The organism is Paenibacillus nasutitermitis (genome assembly GCF_014641075.1).
Taxonomy (GTDB): Bacteria; Bacillota; Bacilli; order Paenibacillales; family Paenibacillaceae; genus Paenibacillus_Z; species Paenibacillus_Z nasutitermitis.
In genome coordinates this window covers 1,621,713-1,643,064 of sequence record NZ_BMHP01000001.1, presented here as the reverse complement: position 1 = coordinate 1,643,064, position 21,352 = coordinate 1,621,713, and the positions used below count along the sequence as shown (strand labels likewise).

Annotated in this window: 20 protein-coding genes; 2 read left to right on the top strand and 18 right to left on the bottom strand. The window is 51.2% G+C overall.

What is annotated here, in order from left to right; translation table 11 throughout:
- Window positions 1–152 precede the first annotated feature (152 nt).
- Entirely contained in the window at window positions 153–1,334 is a 1,182-nt protein-coding gene (locus tag IEY46_RS06980) for an FtsW/RodA/SpoVE family cell cycle protein (protein ID WP_188990427.1), read from the top strand.
- Window positions 1,335–1,462: 128 nt separating this feature from the next.
- On the opposite strand, the gene IEY46_RS06975 is transcribed toward IEY46_RS06980, so the two are convergent.
- From IEY46_RS06975 to IEY46_RS06930, 10 genes are all read right to left on the bottom strand, one after another.
- The gene (locus IEY46_RS06975; RefSeq protein ID WP_188990425.1) at window positions 1,463–1,891 is read right to left on the bottom strand and encodes a VOC family protein; all 429 of its coding nucleotides are present in this window, start codon (window positions 1,889–1,891) and stop codon (window positions 1,463–1,465) included.
- A gap of 116 nt (window positions 1,892–2,007) precedes the next feature.
- Window positions 2,008–3,255, bottom strand: a complete 1,248-nt coding sequence (locus tag IEY46_RS06970) for a hypothetical protein (RefSeq protein ID WP_188990423.1) — start codon at window positions 3,253–3,255, stop codon at window positions 2,008–2,010.
- 249 nt (window positions 3,256–3,504) lie between these two features.
- Window positions 3,505–3,702 (bottom strand): cysteine-rich CWC family protein, encoded by a 198-nt coding sequence (locus tag IEY46_RS06965; protein WP_188990421.1) that lies wholly within the window; start codon window positions 3,700–3,702, stop codon window positions 3,505–3,507.
- A 28-nt stretch (window positions 3,703–3,730) separates the two neighbouring features.
- A complete protein-coding gene (gene clpB / locus IEY46_RS06960; protein ID WP_188990419.1) occupies window positions 3,731–6,400 on the bottom strand; it encodes an ATP-dependent chaperone ClpB in 2,670 nt (889 codons plus the stop codon).
- A gap of 52 nt (window positions 6,401–6,452) precedes the next feature.
- A complete protein-coding gene (locus tag IEY46_RS06955; RefSeq protein WP_188990417.1) occupies window positions 6,453–7,379 on the bottom strand; it encodes a DnaJ C-terminal domain-containing protein in 927 nt (308 codons plus the stop codon).
- 503 nt (window positions 7,380–7,882) lie between these two features.
- On the bottom strand, window positions 7,883–8,128 hold the full coding sequence (locus IEY46_RS06950) for a GlsB/YeaQ/YmgE family stress response membrane protein (RefSeq protein WP_188990416.1): 246 nt from the start codon (window positions 8,126–8,128) through the stop codon (window positions 7,883–7,885).
- 163 nt (window positions 8,129–8,291) lie between these two features.
- Complete coding sequence (locus IEY46_RS06945) at window positions 8,292–10,337, bottom strand: MMPL family transporter (protein ID WP_188990413.1); 2,046 nt, start codon at window positions 10,335–10,337, stop codon at window positions 8,292–8,294.
- A 56-nt stretch (window positions 10,338–10,393) separates the two neighbouring features.
- The gene (locus IEY46_RS06940) at window positions 10,394–11,533 is read right to left on the bottom strand and encodes an NAD(P)/FAD-dependent oxidoreductase (RefSeq protein WP_229750115.1); all 1,140 of its coding nucleotides are present in this window, start codon (window positions 11,531–11,533) and stop codon (window positions 10,394–10,396) included.
- A 23-nt stretch (window positions 11,534–11,556) separates the two neighbouring features.
- Window positions 11,557–12,270, bottom strand: a complete 714-nt coding sequence (locus tag IEY46_RS06935) for a methyltransferase domain-containing protein (protein WP_229750114.1) — start codon at window positions 12,268–12,270, stop codon at window positions 11,557–11,559.
- On the bottom strand, window positions 12,263–13,414 hold the full coding sequence (locus IEY46_RS06930) for a type III polyketide synthase (protein WP_188991764.1): 1,152 nt from the start codon (window positions 13,412–13,414) through the stop codon (window positions 12,263–12,265). The genes IEY46_RS06935 and IEY46_RS06930 overlap by 8 nt, the downstream gene beginning before the upstream one ends.
- 215 nt (window positions 13,415–13,629) lie before the next feature.
- On the opposite strand from IEY46_RS06930, the gene IEY46_RS06925 reads away from it, so the two are divergent.
- Window positions 13,630–14,487 carry a hypothetical protein gene (locus tag IEY46_RS06925; RefSeq protein WP_188990409.1) on the top strand — a complete coding sequence of 286 codons (858 nt, stop codon included), beginning with the start codon at window positions 13,630–13,632 and terminating at the stop codon, window positions 14,485–14,487.
- Between the two features lie 29 nt (window positions 14,488–14,516).
- Here IEY46_RS06925 and IEY46_RS06920 read toward each other — a convergent pair whose 3' ends face one another.
- The 8 genes from IEY46_RS06920 to IEY46_RS06885 all read right to left on the bottom strand — a co-directional run bounded on the left by IEY46_RS06920 (window position 14,517) and on the right by IEY46_RS06885 (window position 21,251).
- Window positions 14,517–16,160, bottom strand: coding sequence for an NAD(P)H-hydrate dehydratase (locus tag IEY46_RS06920; RefSeq protein ID WP_188990407.1), 1,644 nt, complete (start codon window positions 16,158–16,160; stop codon window positions 14,517–14,519).
- A gap of 66 nt (window positions 16,161–16,226) precedes the next feature.
- Entirely contained in the window at window positions 16,227–16,766 is a 540-nt protein-coding gene (locus IEY46_RS06915; protein WP_188990405.1) for a hypothetical protein, read from the bottom strand.
- 123 nt (window positions 16,767–16,889) lie between these two features.
- Window positions 16,890–17,558, bottom strand: a complete 669-nt coding sequence (gene fsa, locus IEY46_RS06910) for a fructose-6-phosphate aldolase (RefSeq protein WP_188990403.1) — start codon at window positions 17,556–17,558, stop codon at window positions 16,890–16,892.
- A gap of 148 nt (window positions 17,559–17,706) precedes the next feature.
- The gene (locus tag IEY46_RS06905) at window positions 17,707–18,684 is read right to left on the bottom strand and encodes an aldo/keto reductase (protein WP_188990401.1); all 978 of its coding nucleotides are present in this window, start codon (window positions 18,682–18,684) and stop codon (window positions 17,707–17,709) included.
- Window positions 18,685–18,820: 136 nt separating this feature from the next.
- A complete protein-coding gene (locus IEY46_RS06900; protein WP_188990399.1) occupies window positions 18,821–19,282 on the bottom strand; it encodes a DUF2269 family protein in 462 nt (153 codons plus the stop codon).
- Between the two features lie 2 nt (window positions 19,283–19,284).
- The gene (locus tag IEY46_RS06895) at window positions 19,285–19,899 is read right to left on the bottom strand and encodes a TetR/AcrR family transcriptional regulator (protein ID WP_188990398.1); all 615 of its coding nucleotides are present in this window, start codon (window positions 19,897–19,899) and stop codon (window positions 19,285–19,287) included.
- Window positions 19,900–19,932: 33 nt separating this feature from the next.
- Window positions 19,933–20,382, bottom strand: a complete 450-nt coding sequence (locus IEY46_RS06890; RefSeq protein WP_188990396.1) for a DoxX family protein — start codon at window positions 20,380–20,382, stop codon at window positions 19,933–19,935.
- 173 nt (window positions 20,383–20,555) lie between these two features.
- Window positions 20,556–21,251, bottom strand: a complete 696-nt coding sequence (locus tag IEY46_RS06885; RefSeq protein WP_188990394.1) for a metal-dependent hydrolase — start codon at window positions 21,249–21,251, stop codon at window positions 20,556–20,558.
- Window positions 21,252–21,352 lie beyond the last annotated feature (101 nt).

Here is a 21,352-nt window from a genome sequence, read left to right as displayed (position 1 = left end):
GATATCGATGAAATTCGATAATCGGCATCGATTTATGATAAGATTGCATATAGAAGTTTCTCATTTGACCGGGACAGAACTAGCCGTAACTTTATACGCTGCTGAATCGTCAATTGAATCATACGGCATTACAGATTTCCGGGAGGTTTCGAATGGTTTTTTTGTTTAAGAAGATATTAAACCGAATGGATGGAATGATATTATTCCTTCTGCTTATTTTCATGACGATCAGTATTTTTTGTATTTACAGCGCAACCTGGAAGGATCCCTCTTTTGAAGGTTCCTATATCAAAATGATTTATTTTTATGCGCTCGGCTTTGCGGTTGTTTTTGCGATGCTGTTCTTCAATTATAAAATTCTGCTGAAACTCTCCCCTTTTCTCTATTTAATTGGTTTGGGCCTCTTGGTATTGTTGTTTTTTCAGGGCAAAACGATAAATAATGCTCAAGGCTGGTTCACTGTTTACGGATTAAGCTTTCAACCGGCGGAGCTCTGCAAGCTGCTGCTGATTCTCTTTCTTGCCTATTTTCTGTCTAAACGGGAAGTCGACTCGCTGAGCCTAATGAAAGATGTTATTCCGATGGGTGTCATTACTTTTATTCCTTTTGTGCTCGTTCTGGTGCAGCCGGATTTGGGCAACTCGATCGGTTATCTGGTCATATACATCGTGGTTTGCTGGATGGGGAACATCCGCTACCGGCATGCGCTGATCGGTCTTGTAGTTATCGCAATCGTTTCCGGTGTGTCTCTCTACAGTTATGTCAAATACCATGATGAAGTGAAATCCTTTATGGCCACCTATAAAAAGGAATATTGGCTGGACCGTATCGATGCCGTGCTTCTCCCTGAGCTGGCTTCGGATAAAGCCACCTATCATATGGATCGTGCCGTCGTTGCGATCGGGTCCGGCTCCCTCAAGGGTGACGGATATCTGAAGGGAAGCTCGATCCAGAGCGGCCGTGTGCCCTATACGTATTCGGATTCCATCTTTGTGGTCATCGGGGAGGAATTCGGATTTCTCGGCTGTTCGATCCTGCTCATTCTGTATTTCTTCCTGATCTACAGGATGACCATCATATCGCTTAGCCTTTCCAGTAAAAGGGGCATATACATCATTGCCGGGATATCCGCGATGTTCCTGTTTCAGATCTTTGAAAATATCGGCATGCTGATCGGGATCATGCCCATTACCGGGATTACACTTCCTTTTATCAGTTATGGAGGTACTTCTCTACTGATCAACATGATCTCAATTGGGCTGGTGCTCAACATCCGGATCTATGACGATGTGGAGACGGAATCGATGAGTGTTGGCAAGCCATCTGTTACGTAACGCTCCGCTCTGGTATGTCAGCTATTCTCATAGACTCCACCCTCAAAACCACAAGCAAGCAACCTAAAAAACCATCGCAATCAAGATGCGATGGTTTTTGATATTTCCCGCTCAACAGCCAATCCTTATTACGCTTGTCCTTGCTCCGGATTTAGGGCATTGGCATCCATATGCGTAAACTCCCAAAGGTGACCGTCAACATCCTGGAAGCTCCAGCTGTACATGAAACCATGATCAACCGGTTCATTGTACGGCTTTCCTCCCGCTTCCAGCGCCCTGTTCACAATGGCGTCCACTTCCTCGCGGCTCTCGGCGGACAAGGCTATAATCACCTCGTTCGTTGTTGCCGTATTGGCAATCTCTTTGGAAGTAAACGTTTTATAGAAGTTTTCAACGAGCAGCATAACGAAAATCTTGTCACTCACTATCATGCATGTTGCATTCTCATCCGTGAACTGCGGATTGAAATCAAACCCGACCGCTCTGAAAAATTCAACCGCTTTATTCAAATCTTTAACCGGTAAATTCACAAAAATTTGGTCTGCCGTTAATGCCATAACCGTCACCTCTTCTATTAATTATGTGATGAGCAAATTGATTAATCTCTCCATAGTATAACATACCTGGCTGGGTCAGCTTTCTTCTGGATTGCTAATATCACGCACCTTTCCTACTATCCGTCCGCAGCTTCCAGCGCGTCGATCATTCTTAACAATCTCTTCAACAACATGCGAATATAAGGATATGCTGCTGTAGTCAGCTTCAACAGCGCCGCGGCCGCTTTTTCGCGTTCCGCACGTCCAACTGTTCTTGAGCCGGAATCATAACCATCTTGATCTTCGGCAACAAGCCGGGTGTCAAACTCTGCCAGATTGCCGATCGGCCTTCCAGCTGTCAGCAATTCATATACAGCTGGAAGGTCGGCCGGGTCAAGGGCGCGGCGTGCGCCTTTGGATGGATTGCTGTCCAACAGTTGATTAACAAGTGCTGCCAGCTCGCTGTAATCGTCCATTGAAATAAGAGTATTGAACGCATAATCACTATCGGAACCGGTGGTTGAAGCCAGCCGGTTGTAAAGCTCCCGCAATGCGAACAAGGTCTCCTGGATATCCAGACCAGGATGCGTATCCAGTTCAACAAGAGTATCCGTGATGGCCTCCCTGTCCAGCCGCGGTTTATAGATCGTCCGTCGTTCAATACTGGCCTCCGCCCGGACTGGAAATGCAAGTGTATTGGAACCCTCGGGATATTGCTGCCTGACCGTGTCAGATAATCCGCCTTTGTAAAGGACGCCTTCTTCCGATTCCATGCGGAACCTTCTTTTCGCCGTATTCATCGTAATCAGGCTGCCTGTAAAGTGAATCATGTCCTTTTTTTCGATGGTCTCATTCAGATAAGAAAAACCTGCCTGCAGCTGGTGAACATTCAATTCGGCAGCATTCTGTTCGCCGAGCGGCCCGGCCCACTCGATTCTTAGTGTCGCCGGATGTATCAGCAAGAGGTCTAATAACCGTTCGTAGGCGATGGCTGTTCTGGCATGCAGCTTGCCTAGCCTTTCCTGAAGAGCCGGCAAATTCCGGGTATCGCCAGCCAGTTCAATAAGTTTTGCCGCCGCAAGTGAGGCCGATGTGGTGCCGAAGAGATCTGCAGTAGACTTTGAAGCAAGCCTGATTGCGCTGTCAGTACTTGGCATCTGATAGAATGTATGATCTTCAATTATTACAGCAGGCGGTTTTTTGGAACTGGGCGACCAGCGCCCGTCAAGTGTATAAATGACCTGCTGCAAAGAGCTCACCACTTCGTCAGCGAAGCGGTGTGCCGAATCGTTTGAACCCTCGGCTCCCGGGGTATACAAGCTGATTATGTCCCGCCTGTTCTCCATCGCTATTAATGCAGTTGCGTTCCTAACATGCCCGGACATTAGATACCTCACCTCAACGATCAAGTGAATGTTTACAACTCTATTCTAGTATAGAGCTATAGTATCCTTACTTCCAGTCCACCCGATAATGCAGATGAACCGGTTTAGCCCCGGCCAGCAGGTCTGCCGGTCACAGGTACGGTCAAAAATGCAAAAAGAACCATCGGGAGGACAGCTCTCCGCCGATGGTTCTTTGGCTGTGAATAAGCATCTCATGAACGCGTAGGTGCCAAAGCCGCAGGGCTCGATTTAACCTGGCGATTCAAGGTGCTTTTCAAGACATTTTTTGCAAATACATGATTTTCCGCTTAGCTCCTCAGTCACCCGATCGAGCAGATCGCCAGGAAAATAAGCCCCGTAGCACCAGCACGTTCCTTCTGGTTCCCCGGCGGGATTTCCGCATTCATTATCCTGTCCGCATAACGGGCAGCGCTTCACATCGTTCATTGTCTTTGATGAGGGCCGTACCGGATCCTCAGAGGGATATGGCCGGCTTCCCTGCCCTTTCTGTATCATCATTACGGTTCAGGTCTGAATCCGGATTACCGGTAAGAGTGCGAATGGCAAGCTCTTCATCCTCAACGTCGATCTCAACCTGGGCGCCGTCGCCAATCGTTCCGGCAATCATCTCTCTTGCCAGCCTGGTCTCCAGAAAACGCTGGATATAGCGTTTAAGAGGCCGCGCACCGTAAACAGGATCGTAACCTTCCCTTGCAATATGAGCTCTCGCCGCTTCCGTCAAGCGCAATCCGATGCGCCGTTCTTTAAGCCGCAGCTCCAGACTGTTCACAAGCTTCCCGACAATCTGTTCCACCTGATCCAGGCTCAAAGGGTTGAAGAGGACTACATCGTCAATCCGGTTGAGAAACTCCGGCCGGAAATGCCCCCTCAGCTCCCGCATTACAGACTGTTCCGCCTGTTCCGAAATTTCACCGCTGTGATCCATGCCTTCAATCAAATAAGACGACCCGATATTGGAGGTAAGAATGACGATTGTATTTTTGAAATCCACAACCCGTCCTTGCGAATCCGTCAAACGTCCGTCGTCAAGCAGCTGAAGCAGCGTATTGAATACGTCAGGATGCGCTTTTTCCACTTCATCGAAGAGCAGAACCGAATAAGGCTGTCTGCGAACGGCTTCCGTCAGCTGTCCGCCCTCTTCATACCCGACATAACCCGGAGGTGCTCCAACCAACCGCGAGACGGCATGCTTCTCCATATATTCGGACATATCGATGCGGATAATCCGCTGTTCGCTGTCAAACAATGCTTCCGCCAGTGCTTTGGCGAGCTCTGTTTTGCCGACACCGGTCGGACCGAGGAACAGGAAAGAACCGATTGGACGGTTGGCCTCCTGGATCCCGGCGCGTGCCCGGAGCACCGCATCCGAAACTCGACTCACAGCTTCATCCTGGCCAACTACCCGCTTATGCAGCAGCTCTTCCAGCCGCAGCAGCTTCTGCCGTTCGCCTTCTACCAGACGGTTCACGGGAATGCCGGTCCATTGCGCGACAATCCCCGCGATTTCCTCCTCCGTCACTTCCTCTCGCAGCAGGCGCTGCTGCGTATCCGATTGAGCGTCCTCCTCGGCCTGCTTCAGCCGTTTCTCCATCTCGGGAATACGCCCGTAGCTCAGTTCCGCCGATTTCTCCAGATCGTAACGGTCCTCCGCTTCCACGAGCTCCAGCTTCAACTGCTCCAATTCCTTGCGCAGCTTCTGGACGCCTTGAAGCATTTCCTTCTCATGATCCCATTTGGCCTTCAAAGTGTTATAGCGGTCCTTGAAGTCCGCCAGCTCCTTCTGCAGCACCTTCAGGCGGTCCTGACTGGCGGCATCGGTTTCCTTGCGCAAAGCGGCTTCTTCAATTTCCAGCTGCATCATGCGCCTGGTTACCTCATCAAGCTCTGTAGGCATGGAATCGATCTCCGTCCGGATCATCGCGCATGCTTCGTCAATCAAATCAATCGCTTTGTCCGGAAGAAATCTGTCGGAAATATAGCGGTTGGACAGCACCCCGGCGGCAACAAGAGCGTTATCGTGAATTTTGACCCCATGATGCAGCTCGAAGCGCTCCTTTAACCCCCGCAATATGGAGACCGTATCCTCGACATCCGGCTCGCTGACAAGCACCTGCTGGAACCGGCGCTCCAGCGCGGGGTCCTTCTCAATGTACTTGCGGTATTCATCCAGCGTCGTCGCTCCGATACAATGCAACTCGCCGCGAGCGAGCATTGGCTTGAGCATGTTGCCCGCATCCATAGCGCCCTCGGTCTTGCCGGCACCGACAATGGTATGCAGCTCGTCGATAAATAACAGGATCCGGCCATTGCTCTCTTTGACCTCGTGCAGCACCGCTTTCAGCCTCTCCTCGAATTCACCGCGGAATTTGGCTCCTGCGATCAATGCCCCCATATCGAGCGCGAAAATAATCTTGTCCCGCAGTCCTTCGGGAACGTCCCGTTTGACGATCCTGTGGGCCAGACCCTCGACGATCGCGGTTTTGCCCACGCCCGGCTCCCCAATAAGAACCGGGTTGTTTTTGGTCTTGCGGGAAAGAATCCGGATGACCCGGCGAATCTCGCTGTCCCGGCCAATGACCGGATCGACTTTGCCTGAGCGGACTTCGGCCACCAGATCGCGTCCATATTTCTCAAGCACTTCATAGGTCGCCTCAGGCTCCTGGTTGGTTACACGCTGATGTCCCCTGATTTCCGCCAAAGCGGCAAGCATGGCCGAACGCTTGATCCCGAAGGAGCGAAGCAGGGTGCCCGTCTCCTGTTTGTCGTCGAGCATCGCCAGCAGCAGATGTTCCACAGACAAATAATCATCCTTTAACCCTTCCGCTTCCTTCTCAGCCTGGGCTATCATTACGTTAAAAGCCGGCGACAGATACGCCCTGGCATTCTCGGCACCGGGGCCTTCAACCTGTGGCTTGCGCGCCAACTGATCCATAAGCCTTGTCCGGAATTCCTCCAACGGCACATTTAACTTCTGCAGCAGTCTGGGGGTTAATCCCTCCTGTTGGCTGATCAACGCCAGGATGAGATGGATCAAGCCAATCTCCTGATGATGACGCGATAAAGCTGCCTGCTGGGCTGCTACGATCGCTTCCTGCGCTTTTTGTGTAAACCGATTGAAATCCATCGTTCATTCCTCCATTCAAGGTTATCTGCAAGCCGCTATTCCCATCGACCGCTTACGAGAGGCGGGGATCAAAGCTCTGTTCCTTCGCAAGCTCCCGGTACAGTTCTTTGACTTTCTCCGAAGCCGCCCGGGGCACTGTAACCGCCAAGGTAATATAGAGATCGCCGGATGAACCGTCCGGCTTGCGCAGCCCTTTGCCCGTGAGACGCAGTTTCTGGCCTGCAGTCATGCCTTGGGGCACCTTCACGTTCAGCATGCCCCCTCCGGGCAAGCGAATCTTCGCTTCCGTGCCAAGCGCAGCATGCCATGGAGCAACCTGCAGCTCCACCGCAAGATCATAGCGGTCAATGGTATAATGGGAATCTGGCTTGATTTGCAGCGTGACATACAAATCACCTTTAACCCCGTCTCTGGAAACCCCGCCCATCCCTTTCAAGCGGATTCTCTGGCCGCTGATTACGGATTCCGGCAGTTTGATGTTCAATTCCTTCTCGCCGACCTGCACCCGCATCTTGCCGCCTTGAACGAGCTCATCCAGCGATACGGAAAGCTGCGCTTCCTGATCTGCGGGTGCATCCCGAATATCAAAACCGCCATCCTCATTGAAGAATCCGCCGCCGCCCTGCGCACCGCCAAAGAATTGCCGGTACAGATCATCGAAATCCATTCCTTCCGCTTGGGTCCGGGAGGTGCGGAAGCCTCCGCTTTGTTGTTGTCCGAAGGGGTCTCCGCCGCCCTGTCCGGCCTGGGAGCGTTCACGCCAGTGCTGCCCGAAACGATCATAATTTTCTCTGGCTTCATCATCGGAGAGCACCTCATAGGCTTCCTGCACCTCCTTGAAACGTTCCTCAGCTCCCGGAGCTTTGTTCACATCCGGGTGATACGTTTTTGCCTTCTTTTTATAGGCTTTTTTAATTTCCTCTTTGCTTGCTTTGCGGTCAACGCCAAGAACGCTGTAATAATCGTTTGCTTGTGCCAACAGCTCCACCCCCTCGTTTGGTCAGTTAAGGTCAAACCACATTCAATAAGAAGAAACGGCTGACGCCGTCTTTAGTGGCGCAATCAGTTTCTTCCCTCAACAATTTAAGCCTGGTTTAGGTGAAAACATAATCATTCTTATATTTTTAAAAAGCGCTCAGCATAAGGACGTCCGGTCCACGATCTGGCGTGCGTACGAAACGGAACTTCATTTTTGTAATGGGCTGCTTTCATTCTTTGTTTATATTATATCTCTTTTGGCGGAATCAATCAAAAGCCGCGGCCTGTTGTTTTGGAGCGGAATGCCCCGGTTTAAGCCAGAATAACAGGAAAAACCGACTTAATTTCATCTTTTGACCTTCTTTGACCAATTAGCTTGATCTTGTGTATGGTTAACAATGGCAGTGCGTTTTTCCTCGGTTCCCGGCAGCTCTTAAAGGCAAAAAAGCATCCCCCGCCGGGAATGCCTGCTGCATGTAATGTGCCTGCGATTTATATTGGACCTCAACGCCTGGAACGGACGATTGCACCTAACACAAGGACGAGCATGATGGCTCCAAGCAGTGCCGGTAAAATATAAAAGTTGCTTGCTTTGGGTCCCCAGTCTCCCAGCAGTTCCCCGCCCAGCCAGGCACCTAGAATACCGGCAATTATGTTACCGATTACGCCGCCGGGAATATCTTTGCCCGCTATTAATCCTGCAAGCCAGCCGATTACACCGCCAACAATCAAGTACCATAATAGTTCCATTTGTTCCAGCTCCTTTTGTACCGGTGTTTGGTCCTCCATAAAGATTTAAAGATGACTGTATCCCGGCCAAACACCTCTATGCATCCTATGTGCCGACGGATCATGCGGTTTGGACTGTTGATGAATTTCTTCCAGCTGATTTTTCATAAACATGCCCGGGGTCTTATTTGAGCCAACGCGGCGCCCACCAGTTCCACTTCCCGAGCAGCTTCATTAAAGACGGCACAAGAACAAGGCGGATCACCGTCGCATCGATGATGATGGCCGCGGCAATGCCGATTCCAAGCTGACGAACACCTGCTACTTCTCCAAAGGCGAATGGAAGCGTTACGGCAACCATAATAGCCGCGGCGGAAGTTATAATGCCACTGGTCGCTGACAGTCCCTGCATAACCGCTTGGTCATTGTCGCCTGTCTTACGAAAAAGCTCATCGATTCTCGATACCAGAAATACGCCATAATCCATGCTGATCCCAAACGCAAGTCCGAATATGAACACAGGTATCATGATCGCAATGCTGCCATCATCCATTCCAGGCTGCCCGCTTGAGAAAATCAAGGCGAGCAGTCCAAATGATGCGCCGAGACTGAGCAGGTTCATGGCAATCGTTTTTAGCGGAATAAGCACGGAGCGGAAGGCGATGAACAAGACAATGAAATTGGAAACCAAAATAAACAGAAACACCTGCGGGAAATGATCAAAGATAGCATCGTACACCTCCTGCTGGAATTTGGCTTCGCCTCCAAGCAGAAATGGAGCTGCCGCATCCGTTCCTCTTTTCTCCCAAGCTCTTACCCACGACATCACCTCATGCGAATCCGGTTTTCCTGCCAGCATAACTTGAATCAGCAGCTGTCGGCCCTGGACAGGTTCCACCCGCAGCACCAGAGGATCCATAATCAGAGCAGGGACAAGCGTCCGAGCAAGATTGGACGTCTTCTCTCTTCCCAGCGCTTTGCCCCCAACAATATAGACGGTTGAAGTTTCCGGAGGTATAAAATGATCGCGGTAGACATCAAATGCGAGGCGTGATGCATAATCGGTCGGCAGGGAATCCGCGCCGGGGACAGCCAGCCGCATTCCCGAAAGAGGCAGCAAACAGCCCATTAAGAAGATGGCAGCCAACGCCCCCAACCGGATCGGTCTACTCATCACATAAGAGGACCAGGCAAGCCAGATTTTGCTTCTCCCCTTCCCGCCGGAAGAAGCTCTGATTTTCCCCTTCATAGCTGGCCACCATACAGCCAGAAGCGCCGGAACCAGCGTTAAAGCGGTTAAAGCGGAAACCGTCAGCGCGGTTATCGCTCCCAGGGCGACGGATGCAAACATCGGAAGCGGAATAAAGAAAATGCCCAGCAGTCCGAAGAAGACGGTTAGGGCCGAATACAGCACCGCTCTTCCGGCTGTCTGCATGGTGGCAATCAGCGCCTCCTCCGCCTCCATACAGCGAAGTTCTTCACGGAAGCGGCTGACCAGCATTAATGCAAAATCGAGGCTGAGAGCGAGTCCGACCATCGGAATGACATTCAATACAAAATTTGAAAGATCGATCCGCTCCCCAATCAATACCATTATCCCCATGCTCCCTGTAACCGCGATCACGCCTGCGATCACAGGTATGGCAGCTGCTGCGACTCCTCCGAAAGCAAACAGCAAGATGAGAAAAGCGACGGGTATGCCTGCCATCTCCGCCTGTTTCATATCATGGAGGCTGGCCCGGTTAACGTCAGCCTGGATCGCGGCATTCCCGGTTACACGGACCAGCATATTCCCGTCAACAGGAAGTCGCTGCTGAATGTCTTCCAGGATCGCAGCCGTGTCGTAGCGCTTGCTGTCTATTGATAGTAATGCATAGGCGAGATTCCCCCTCACCATGCCTGGTTCCTCATGCGGCGATCGCACAGTCAACAACCCTTCCACTCCTTGCAGATCCTGTAGCGTTCGCATGATATATCGTTTGAATTCCGCTTCGCGCACGGTTTCTCTTTTCTCAAATACAAGAAGCACCGGATCTCCCGGGATCCGGAATTCAGACTCCAGAATTTGCCGCACCTGTTCGTAGGCACCGGCCGGAGTCAGACCATGATCCTTGAGCACACCCGGCAGCTTATGGGCATTGATTCCGCAAAAGCCTAGAAAGAGGACCCACATCACAATGATAATCGCCGGATAACGATGCGATAGTACAGCAAGCGCGCGGAAACCCATAGCCAAGCTCCTCGGGATTGTATTTCTTTCTTTGCTGCAAAAAAAGCGAACGGGCTTCAGCGGTCTTTTATTCGGGTTGCCTGAACCATACCATAGGCAAGGCGCGGCGTGAATCTGGCAGCTCCCAGCATCAACTGGGGCAATACCGGGACGCCGAAGATCCACTGCAGCCGCCTTCCCCACCACAGCGGGCGTTGGAATTCCCTTTGAATCGACTGCGTGTAATTATGCTGCCACTGCTGTAACGAGATTTCCCCGCGCAACCAGCTGTCTGCAAGGGGGGCGCAAAGCTCAGACGACCGCAGCGCCATGGACATTCCGTCACCGCATAAAGGAGGAATCATGACCGTTGCATCTCCCACCTGCGGCAGCATGTCCCAGGCGTTTACTGCCCGATTCAGATTGACCGGTGAAACCGCTGCTTGCGTTCCCGGTACAGCTTCCGCATGAGCAAGCCTGGCAAAGAGATGCCTATTTCTGCCCCACGCCTCCTGGATCATTCCGAGAACTGATTTCCCTGTTTGACCAAATATGCCCTGTTCCAGCAGTGCGGCCACATTCATATAACCTCCCTCGACCGGAGAAAGGCCCAAATAACCCCCAGGGAAGAAATACAGCTCCACGACCGGCTCCGTTTTGATTCCTGCAAAATGGGATTTCACTCCCAAATACCTTTTGCCTTCCGGATGTTCAGTGTGGCCGGGAAGCCCTGCGCGGGGATTGGACCCCCAAGCGGCAATTACGATACGGGCGTAGTAGCTTGTACAGACTTTTCCCTGCCTGGCTTCCACCACATACCCTGAACCGGCCGGATAGACGGATGTGACAGTTGTTTCGGTCCGCAGTTTAACCCCGGCCCGGACCGCTCCGGCATGCAGCGCCGTATCGAGCCTGTAGCGGCTGATCCCGATAGCAGTCCCGGGCAGCGGAATTTCCAGCTGCCTGCCATGGTTGAAGATAAGGCGCGTGCGGCGGATCAGACTGGGACCCAGCTGCTCCAGCGGTTCCCGCATCCCCAACGCATGCAGCATACGCTGCGATTCCGGTGAGAGAAATTCGCCGCATACTTTATGGCGGGGAAACCGCTGCCGATCAAGCAGGAGCGTGTCCCATCCTTTTTTGGCCAAAGCCAGCGCGACGCTGCTTCCGGCAACCCCACCGCCAAGAACAATTACATCATGAACAGCATCCACCATGGTCCCCTCCCGGGCTAGAAGCGTCAGCGCCTGTATTTTGCAATCACAACGGCATAGCGGAATAACGGTCTCCAGGAATATTCCAGCTGCGGAGTCGCTAACGCGGCCTTGAGCTTCTTCCAATCCTCCGCCCGAAAACCTTTGGCAACGGAGAGCGGTCCGTCATGCTTAATATAAGCGTTATTGGAAATCAGTCTGGTTGTCAGCCATACCGCGGCCCAAGGCACAATGTGGCGGTGAATGTCATTCAGGACAACGCCTAATCGTGATGCGTCAAGCAGCTTCTCCACCGCGCCGGGCAGCTCGTCCTCTGAAAAATGATGCACAAACTGCGTGCCCGTCACGATATCCGCGATGTTTTCCTCAAGAGCGAACAAGTCTTTCCTTTCGACCTTTATCCGCGGCTCGTTTACGAACAGCGCTCTGGCTTCCTCGCATGCTTCCTCAGTCAAATCTGCCAACGTTATCGTCATGGCTACGCCATTCTTATCCGCCCAGCGCAGTAGATGGGCATTCACATCCCCGGAGCCGCAGCCAGCATCCAGCACGGACAATGATGCCGGTTCGTCAGCTTCCTTCCATAACCGCCTGACTCCCAGAAGTGTAGGGGCTGCTGCCCCGAATATCCGGTTCAACCGTCGCAAATGCTTGAGTGCTTCCCGCAGTTCCTGCCCGCCCCGCGAGAAATCATCCATCATCTCCGGCTCGGAGGCGCGCAGCTTCAAAGCTTTAAACACCTGCCGTCTCCACTTGAAGGGGGTTCGGTATTGCCGATGGAAGATAAGTAAATCTGACCATTTCCACCGTTAATCCCGGCCCGAATGCCATAGCGATCCCGTTCTCATCATCAGCCTCTCCCTCTCTTAGCGCCTGTCTTATCTCCTCAAGCACGAACAAGATGGTTGCCGACGACATATTGCCATAGTCGCGGAGGATGGCACGGCTTGGCCTGGTCTGCTCTTCCGTCAATGCAAACGCGTCCTTCAAAGCATCTATAATCCCTCTGCCTCCGGGATGGATTGCCCATAATGAAGGCTTAAAGCCATCCTTCAGGAATCGGCTCACTTCCTCTGGAATGAACTGTCCAATCAGCTTAGGAATTGCAGTAGACAAATAAAGATCAAAGCCGTGTGCCCCTATCTCCCATACCATCTCTTCCAAAGAACCGGGCAAGAGAACGGTATAGTCGGGACCTAGTTGAAAACACCCCCTATGCGCCGCACGCTGGGGTCCGACAACACAAGATGATGCGCCGTCGCCGAAGAAAGAAGCCGCATATAACGCTTCCCGCTGGCTGGATGGCTGGATATGGAGGGTACATAACTCCACGCTGACGATTAACACATGGGCCGAAGAGTCGCCGCATACAAGCTGATTTGCCAGACAAATGGCTTTAAGTCCTGCGGCACAGCCCAGAAATTGAAGCGGGATCCGGTTAACGGTCGGAGACAGCCCCAACTTTCGTGTTAACAAAGCGTCCATGCCGGGAAGAAACTGCCCCGTACAGCTCACTGTAATTAAATGCGTAATTTCCGAAGGAGCTATTCCTCCATCCTGCAGCGCAGCCTGTGCGGCTTTTAAGCCAAGAGGCACCGCCTCGCGCTTGTACAATTGCATCCGCTGGGCTGTGGAAGGCGCCTCGGAGACATAGTTATGCGGGAAATAACGGCAGTTTGCAGCGTCTTCCAATAAATTGGGTTCGCAGGTATACCGTGTCTCCACGGCGCACTGCTTGAAGATCCGCTTCGCCCAGCGCCTGGAATCGGAATAATCCTTCAGAGCGTCGGACAGTCTCTGCGAGACATCGTTTTGCTCCATTTTATAATCCGGGACCGCCGTACCGATTCCTAATATCGCAATACCCGGAGCCGTATGCTCCATCATCGGCATCATTCCCCCTCCTGCTTATACAGCTGTCCTTACAACTTGGAAATGGCCGGACATGCCGTTAAACCTTTCTCTATTTCTATTCGATTCCGCTTTATATATGACAGCTGCCGCAAGCAAGAGAGGGCCTTCAAGCCGGGAAATGAGGTATAAAATCAATAGGATGTCAGATACTGATAAGAAAATGAAAGAATACGGGGATCCTGTTTATGAGTGCAAATTCTTTATGGTATCTGGGATTGGCAGTCTCAAGCGCAGCTCTTCTCATTTATATCTATCTAAAAACAAGAAACATGCGGATCATGCTGCTGTTTACGGCTATGGTCGGTTTGGTATCCATCATCGAGTCGGTCATCTTTATATTCCTGGGAAGCGATCAGCATGATCCGCAGTTATTGCAAAATCACCCCTATTTCGACAATGTTTCAGGAGCGATCGCTTTGCGTGTGCTGCCGTTTGCGGTTATAACCGCATGTCTGCCTGCCCTCAGTCTGAGCTGGCTGTGGATTTTATTTTTTACAGGTGCTTTGGCAGGAATCGAATGGTTGTTCCTGAAGCTGCACATTTATTCACACAACTGGTGGCGTCTATGGTTTACTGCATTTGGCCTGCCGGTCTATTTTGCATATGCGAGATGGCTCTACCGCAGAATGTACCGCCCGCTGCGGGGATATGCCCACAGACTGCTGCTGTTTCTCATAACCGCCGCTTTATCGGAGACGCTGGGACTTGGTCCGATCATGCTGTTCTCCAATCGTAGGTACGTACCTGGATGGTTTCCCGAAACGGATCATGACACGATGGCTTTTGCCTCGGTCTATGGATTGTGCATCAGTTTGTTTCTCATTTGGGTTGTGACCCGCCGCTGGAAACGGTTAACCACTCAATTTCTGTTCGCATTGAGCTGTCTTATAGGTGTCGATATGGTGCTGAAAGCAGTGGGGATACAGCGGAGTCTGGCGTGGTGGGATGAAGCGTATTTTATATTGTCGCATATTGGACTGCTGATGATCACACAGACGGCAAGCGATTATTTGTCCAAGGATCCGCCGATTTGGAAACGATAGCGGCGGATCCTATTTGTCAACAATCTCCGTTATAAAGCTTCAATAATATCGCCTGCAATCAGCGAAGCATTGGATGGTCTGGCAGCTGCAGCCCGGTCCCCCGCCAAACCATGGGAGTAGACACCGAGCGCAGCCGCCTGAATGCCTTCCAGCCCTTGGGCGAGCAAGCTGCCGATGATGCCTGCCAGCACATCTCCCGATCCTCCTGTTGCCATGCCCGGATTGCCCGTCGTATTGACATAAACATCGCCATCAGGGGCAGCGATAACGGTACGTGCTCCTTTAAGAACAACGATCACCTGCTGCTCCCGGGAAAATTGGCGCGAGATTCCGATCCGGTCTCCCTGCACCTCTGCCGTGTTCAGCCCACATAACCGGGCCATCTCGGCGGGATGCGGTGTGATAATCGTCAACCCTTTGCGACCTGCTAAATATCGGACAGCGTCCCCCTTCTCCGGCTCCGCCCCCGCCCGGCGCGGAATTACAGCAGTCTCCTTGATATAGTCAGCCCACATATTAAGCGCGTCGGCATCCAGTACTACAGGAGCCCCGATACCTTCCAGCAGCTCGCGAAGCCAGCTCACATCGCCATCCCATCTGCCGAATCCCGGTCCGATGACAACAGCCTGCTTGTTTTTGGCCGTTTGCAGCAGCTCCGCTGTCTGCACCGAACTCCATTGACCGCTGCCGCCATCATCGAGTCCTCGCAGTATCGCTTCCGGCTGCAATCCCGTCAGCATGGGTATCAATTGCCCGGGCAGCATCCAGGTGACCAGACCGCTGCCGCCTCTCAAAGCGGCTCGTGTGCATAACAATCCGGCACCGCTCATTTGCGCGGAGCCCGCCATTATCAGCGTATGCCCGTACGTTCCTTTGTGCGTATCCTGCTCCCTGTTAAAGGGAATTTCCAAGCCCAGCCTGCGCGATAATCCCATCTTATTCAGCAGATACGTATTTACTCCGATAAGATTTGGTGAATCCGCAGCCATTCCGATAGCACGTACCACCACTTTGCCTGCCGACGCTGCCCCCGGGTACTGCATAAGTCCCCGCTTGCAAAAGGCAAGTGCGACGGTGAGCGCAGCCCGTATGCAAGGTTCGGATACGGAGCCAGTGTCGGCATCCAGACCGCTGGGAATATCCGCCGAAACAATAGGCAAGCCGCTCTCATTTGCCGCACGGATTAGCGAGGCATAGGGCTCCCGCGGTTTGCCCGAGCTGCCGGTTCCGAGTAAAGCGTCAATGATCCCGTCCCATTGATTCCAGTCGATTTTCTGCAGGTCTTGACCGTTCGTCCCCAGAGTCAGCTCGGCCAATCCAAGTTTACGCACTATGTCTCGCTGCTGCGCTGCTTCGGCTTGCAGGCTATCCGGATGTGCCGCATATAGAATAGCGGCTTCATGCCCCAAGTCGGTCAGATGCCTTGCACAGACAAGTCCGTCTCCGCCATTATTCCCTTTTCCGGCCAGGATCAGCCAGCGGAAGCCGTTTGTCTTCCTGTCAGTTGTACTTGTCTTATTCCATTCTCCGGCGAGCTTTGCCGCTTCCTCCGCAATAGCCCGGCCGGCGTTTTCCATCAGCACCATAGCCGGGAAGCCTGTTTCTTCGATAGCATGCCTGTCCATTTCTCTCATTTCCTGTGCCGTAACCAAATAGTGTCCATTCGCCGCCATTTGACATAACCTTCCTTTCTTTGAGGGATATGAAGAGGAGAATAAAACAACTGATGGTCCATGCATTTACGGGAAATCCAGATCCGGATCAATCGGCCTGAAGATTTGCTCGACTTGTTGGGAATATTTCTTGGCCAGGCTGTCCCATGTTTCATTAGGGAGCAGCAGAAATTCATGCGTGTCCGAATAATAGGAAGCTTCAAACAGCCGCAACTCATATTTATCTTTTATGATTTCATTAAACGCTTTAATCGTTATATACCGGTCTTTGGGCGAGAAACTCAACTTGACCGGGTAAGCGGCATGGTCGACATGAACCAGCAAGCCTTCGTCGTTTTCCTCCACTTCCACTTCTTCGGGGATTATCTTCCCAAACAGCCGGATAATCTCATCATCATATTCCCTCCAATCGACCACAACGCTGTAAATAAAAGAAAAAACCTGTACGATCCGCTCTTTCAGCGGCTCATCCTCGAGTTCTTCCAGCTCTTCGCCAGTGATACCATACCGGTTAAGCCTCTCCTTGTTGGCCTCCACCAAATGATTTAACTGCGCTTTATTGCCTGTAAACAATACATCCAGCTCATTCTCTGTCGGAAATGCCATCTGCATCTTCTCCCGTTTGGTTTATTTTTTGATATCCTGCGTACTTATATTTTTAAAAAAAGCCTAAATCTCCAGGAAAGAGAATTAGGCTTCAATTTTATAAAATCGTCTTTAGTCTGGCGATTAGCTTTTTACTGCTTTTGTCCAGTCTGCTGCGAACTTCTCAATACCTTGGTCCGTCAAAGGATGTTTCGTCAACTGCTCGATAACGCTATAAGGGATAGTCGCAATATGCGCGCCTGCCATAGCTACCCGGGTTACGTGATCAGGGTGGCGGACGGAAGCGGCGATAATTTGCGCGTCCAGATTATGAATACGGAACAGTTCGGCGATTTTCGAGACCAGCAGTACGCCGTCCTCCGAAATATCGTCAAGGCGGCCCAGGAATGGAGATACATAAGCAGCGCCTGCTCGGGCGGCAAGGAGCGCCTGGTTTACGGTGAAAATAAGCGTTACGTTAACTTTAACGCCTTTCTTGGACAGATAACGGCAGGTTTCCAGACCCGCCAGCGTCATCGGAACTTTGATGGTTACATTTTTGTCGCCGCCGTTGATTTTGATCAGCTCATCGGCTTCGGCTTTCATATCTTCAGCAGTAAGGGCATCTGGAGTTACTTCTGCGGAAACAGATTCAACTTCAGGCACAAGCTGCAAAATTTCAGCAATACGGTCTTCGAATTTAACGCCTTCTTTGGCAACCAGCGATGGATTTGTCGTTACGCCGGACAATACACCGATTTTGTATGCTTTCTTAATATCCTCGATATTTGCTGTGTCAATAAAGAATTTCATGTACCCTTACCTCCAGTATTTTTGTTTGGTCACGGCCTGTCCACCTGTTCATGGATCCTTAAAAAGCTTGTCCATAAACGCAACTCCGTGAACGAGGATGCATCATTTAATTATTATAGAGCAATAACCAAAATAATGTAAGTATGAACTAAGATGGCAGCCGAAAGAACGCTAGTGGCTCCGCATATCGTGAAGCCAGACTCAGCGCCTCCAACTCCTCTGTGAGCCGCTCCGATAGCGGCAGCGATACGCTGGCCAAATTCTCCGTCAGCTGCTGTACCTTGGTCGCTCCAACGATAACGGTCGAAACCGCAGGCCTTCCAATGAGCCAAGCGATCGAAAGCACGCCTGGGCTTGCGCCCTCCTCCTGTGCCAGACGGCTGATTTCCCGGCCCAGCCCGATCCTGTCATTGCCCATATATCTTTTGAAATTGGGATCCGTATCTGCACGGGATCCTTCCGGCGCCGCTTCGGGAGAATTGTATTTCCCCGTCAGAATGCCTCCTGCAAGCGGAAAATAAGGAATGATTCCAACGCCTTGGTCGAGACACATCGGAACAAGCTCATTTTCCGGCGTCCGGTCTGCGAGCGAGTAGCTGATCTGGGTCGAAACAAACCGGTTGAGCCCCCTATATTCGGATATTCCAAGCGACTTCATCAGCTCCCATGCCGCATAATTGGATGCTCCGATATAACGCACTTTACCTGAGCGCACCATATCGTCCAAGGTGCGCAAAGTCTCTTCAAGCGGTGTATTGGGGTCGAAGGTGTGAATTTGATACAGATCGACATAATCCGTCTTCAGCCGTTTCAGGCTTGCTTCAAGCTCTGCCATCAAATGGTACCGGGAAGAGCCGCTTTCATTGGGACCGCCGCCCCGTGCTAAACCCGCTTTGGTGGCCAGGACGACCTCGTGCCTGCGTCCTTCCAGTGCCTGACCGATAATTCTTTCGGATTCGGAATGGGTGTAAATATTGGCGGTATCGATAAAATTGATTCCGTTATCCAGCGCATGATGGATAATTGCAGCGGATGTTTCTTTATCCGCCCTTTTCCCGAATGAATTGGTGCCCAGTCCCAATACGGATACTTTCACGCCACTAGCACCCAGATTACGATATTTCATATCCTTCACACTCCTGATCATTCATACAAGTCCTTGCGATTTATCATATCCTATTTTGAAATATCGGTAAAAATAATTTTTGATTGTATACCGACTATCGGTTTGTTATATCGCAAAAAAAATAAATGCCTCACTTTTAAAAAGGTTTCCCCACCATAAAATACAAAATGATGACTGGCAGCACTGTCGCCAAGGTACCAAAAACCGCCCAGTACAATGATAATTTCCGGTATCCGGAGGGCATGCTCCCCTTGCTAACCGCTTCGGCACTAAGTTTAATCAAGCCCTTCTGTAGAGGAATGAGTACCCCCAACCAAAGAATACCGGTTAAGGCGAAAAGCGCGAGGGAGGCTGTAAACCAGCTAAACCCCCTCATATCATATCCCGAATTTAATGCCATTGAGATCCCGGACACCAAAATAAGCAGCAATCCCGGGAGGGTGAAGACATAATCGGCGAGCATAACATTTTTGCACGCTTGATGGATTTGGAACGGATCCTTCTTTATGTCCGCGCGCACCTTCCAGAATGCAGCGGTGATAATATTGCCCAAAAAGAGAAAAGAGCCGGCAATATGAAGGAATAATAGAAGCTTCATCCCTATTCTTCCTCCTTCCGGGGAGTTGATTGCAGAAGTCCGGAAATGAATGCTGAATATTCTTTCACGCCAAAAGAATATTCCTTTTGGGCAAACAGATTCCGCATCCGCAGCCCGAAAGCGATGAGCTCAAACAACTCCGCTGTCTGCCCCGGGTCGATTTCTGCGGGGATGACTCCTGAATTCTGTCCCGTCATGATCCAATTCTTGGAGAACGCAATAGATTGGTTGTAGAAATTCCCGACAATTTCAGCTACTTTCGGCTGATCGCTTTTGCCGATCAAATAAATCAGAATCAGATTGGCAACATCATCCTTATTTTCAAGACGCGACAACCCGCTGCTGATCACATTCATTGGCGCTTCAAACTCCTTAATGTCCAATCCTTTAACGACGTTCATGAACTGCTCGTTTTTTTCTTCCAACCGGTTCTCGAGCACTTGAACGAACAGTTCGTCTTTTCCCGATACATAGTGGAATATGGCTCCTTTGGAAAGGCCTGAGCGCTCCATAATATCGCTCAGAGTTGTTTGGCTGCAGCCTTTTTCACGGATCAACTCAACCGTCGTATCATGCAGCAGCCGCTTCGTCTGTTCTCTTCTTTCTTCCTGTTTCATCTCTTCACCCTTTCTGATATGGATCAAACGGTTCTAGGCGATTGGAAGCCAGCCTGCCAGCAGGACAGCCGCCAGGAATATGATTTGCAGAATCGTCCGCATCCCAAGCGGAGTCACGGGTTTTCCTCCAAGCGTCAGCTTATGATTGGTAGCATACACATTTGCCGGAAACATAGCCAGCAGCATAAGGGCAAGCCCTGTGGATGCGATTGCTGAGGTGGCCGGAATGACGATGCCGGCAGCCCCGGCAATTTCAAGCCATCCGGTCAGCGAAACCAGCAGAGCCGGATTAGGCAGGCGTGGAGGAATCATTGCTATCATCTCCTCGCGCCTTTTCCCCCAATGGGCGCTGGCTGTCATGAGAAACATCACTGCCACGGCAAATCGGAGTGAAGTCACCCATTGATCCGCATATTCCCAACCCAACCATCCTGCGGTACGAAATATCATTAAAGAAATTAGCAGTCCCATAAGCGGAGCCATCTTCTGCTCACCCTCCTGTATAAAAGTTTTTCCAATAACAACATTATATATACCGACTGTCGGTTTGTAAATAGAGGATTTTCTTTTTCGGCGGAGAAATCACAAAAAAACCCTCAAGATCTTGGCATTTTGAGGGTTTTTTGGCATTTAATTAAGGTTATGTTGAATCCATGCTAGGCGTTGACCTCGATATGCTCGCCCGGTGCCAGCACTTTGCCCGTCAGTCCTTCCTGCTTCAGAGCCCGGACGAATGCATGGGCATCCTGCCGGATTGGCGGGAAAGTATCATAATGAATGGGGATAGTCAGCTTGGCGCCATACCACTTTGCTGCTTGTACGGCATCCTCCGGATCCATGGTGTAATGGCCGCCGATGGGAATAAAGGCAACATCAATCGCATGGCGATCGCCAATCATCTTCATATCGCTGAACAGCGAGGTATCCCCGGCATGCAGAATCGTCAGTCCTTCAGCCTGAATCAGATACCCCGCAGGCATTCCGGCGTACATGATCCTCTGCTCCTCTTCAATCACAATTCCCGAGCTGTGGAAGGCCTGTATCATTTTTGCCTTAGCAAATCCCAGATCATATGTGCCGCCCATATTCATGCCTACCGTCTGGATGCCTTTCCATGACATGTATGTCGCGAGTTCCACTATGGCGATTACAGGAGCATGGTTGCTGCGGGCAATCTGCTCCGCATCGGCAATGTGATCGCCGTGTGCGTGCGTCAGCAGAACCGCATCGGTCCTGATATCCTCCGGCTTCGTGACCGCAAGCGGATTACCATTCAGAAAGGGGTCAATAAGGAGCGATTTGCCTTCTGTCACCAGCTGTACGCAGGATTGTCCATGAAAAATAAGTTCCATTGTCATTCCTCCTCTTCTACCTGTATAGACAAAATCCTGAAACCTGAAGCGGATAGGACCTGAATTTTCCCACTCCGCTAAACTTGATCATAAACACAAAT

Bases quoted from the DNA above. Each gene is read 5' to 3' on its own strand.
- IEY46_RS06915 (WP_188990405.1), bottom strand. From the start codon at position 16,766: ATGGCATTTCCGACAGAGAATGAGCTGGATGTATTGTTTACAGGCAAT.
- clpB (WP_188990419.1), bottom strand. From the start codon at position 6,400: ATGGATTTCAATCGGTTTACACAAAAAGCGCAGGAAGCGATCGTAGCA.
- IEY46_RS06895 (WP_188990398.1), bottom strand. From the start codon at position 19,899: ATGAAACAGGAAGAAAGAAGAGAACAGACGAAGCGGCTGCTGCATGAT.
- IEY46_RS06970 (WP_188990423.1), bottom strand. From the start codon at position 3,255: ATGTCCGGGCATGTTAGGAACGCAACTGCATTAATAGCGATGGAGAAC.
- IEY46_RS06890 (WP_188990396.1), bottom strand. From the start codon at position 20,382: ATGGCTCCGCTTATGGGACTGCTAATTTCTTTAATGATATTTCGTACC.
- IEY46_RS06940 (WP_229750115.1), bottom strand. From the start codon at position 11,533: ATGGTGGATGCTGTTCATGATGTAATTGTTCTTGGCGGTGGGGTTGCC.
- IEY46_RS06900 (WP_188990399.1), bottom strand. From the start codon at position 19,282: ATGAAGCTTCTATTATTCCTTCATATTGCCGGCTCTTTTCTCTTTTTG.
- IEY46_RS06975 (WP_188990425.1), bottom strand. From the start codon at position 1,891: ATGGCATTAACGGCAGACCAAATTTTTGTGAATTTACCGGTTAAAGAT.
- IEY46_RS06945 (WP_188990413.1), bottom strand. From the start codon at position 10,337: ATGGGTTTCCGCGCGCTTGCTGTACTATCGCATCGTTATCCGGCGATT.
- IEY46_RS06920 (WP_188990407.1), bottom strand. From the start codon at position 16,160: ATGGCGGCGAATGGACACTATTTGGTTACGGCACAGGAAATGAGAGAA.
- IEY46_RS06980 (WP_188990427.1), top strand. From the start codon at position 153: ATGGTTTTTTTGTTTAAGAAGATATTAAACCGAATGGATGGAATGATA.
- fsa (WP_188990403.1), bottom strand. From the start codon at position 17,558: ATGAAATTCTTTATTGACACAGCAAATATCGAGGATATTAAGAAAGCA.
- IEY46_RS06950 (WP_188990416.1), bottom strand. From the start codon at position 8,128: ATGGAACTATTATGGTACTTGATTGTTGGCGGTGTAATCGGCTGGCTT.
- IEY46_RS06885 (WP_188990394.1), bottom strand. From the start codon at position 21,251: ATGGAACTTATTTTTCATGGACAATCCTGCGTACAGCTGGTGACAGAA.
- IEY46_RS06925 (WP_188990409.1), top strand. From the start codon at position 13,630: ATGAGTGCAAATTCTTTATGGTATCTGGGATTGGCAGTCTCAAGCGCA.
- IEY46_RS06965 (WP_188990421.1), bottom strand. From the start codon at position 3,702: ATGAACGATGTGAAGCGCTGCCCGTTATGCGGACAGGATAATGAATGC.
- IEY46_RS06930 (WP_188991764.1), bottom strand. From the start codon at position 13,414: ATGGAGCATACGGCTCCGGGTATTGCGATATTAGGAATCGGTACGGCG.
- IEY46_RS06905 (WP_188990401.1), bottom strand. From the start codon at position 18,684: ATGAAATATCGTAATCTGGGTGCTAGTGGCGTGAAAGTATCCGTATTG.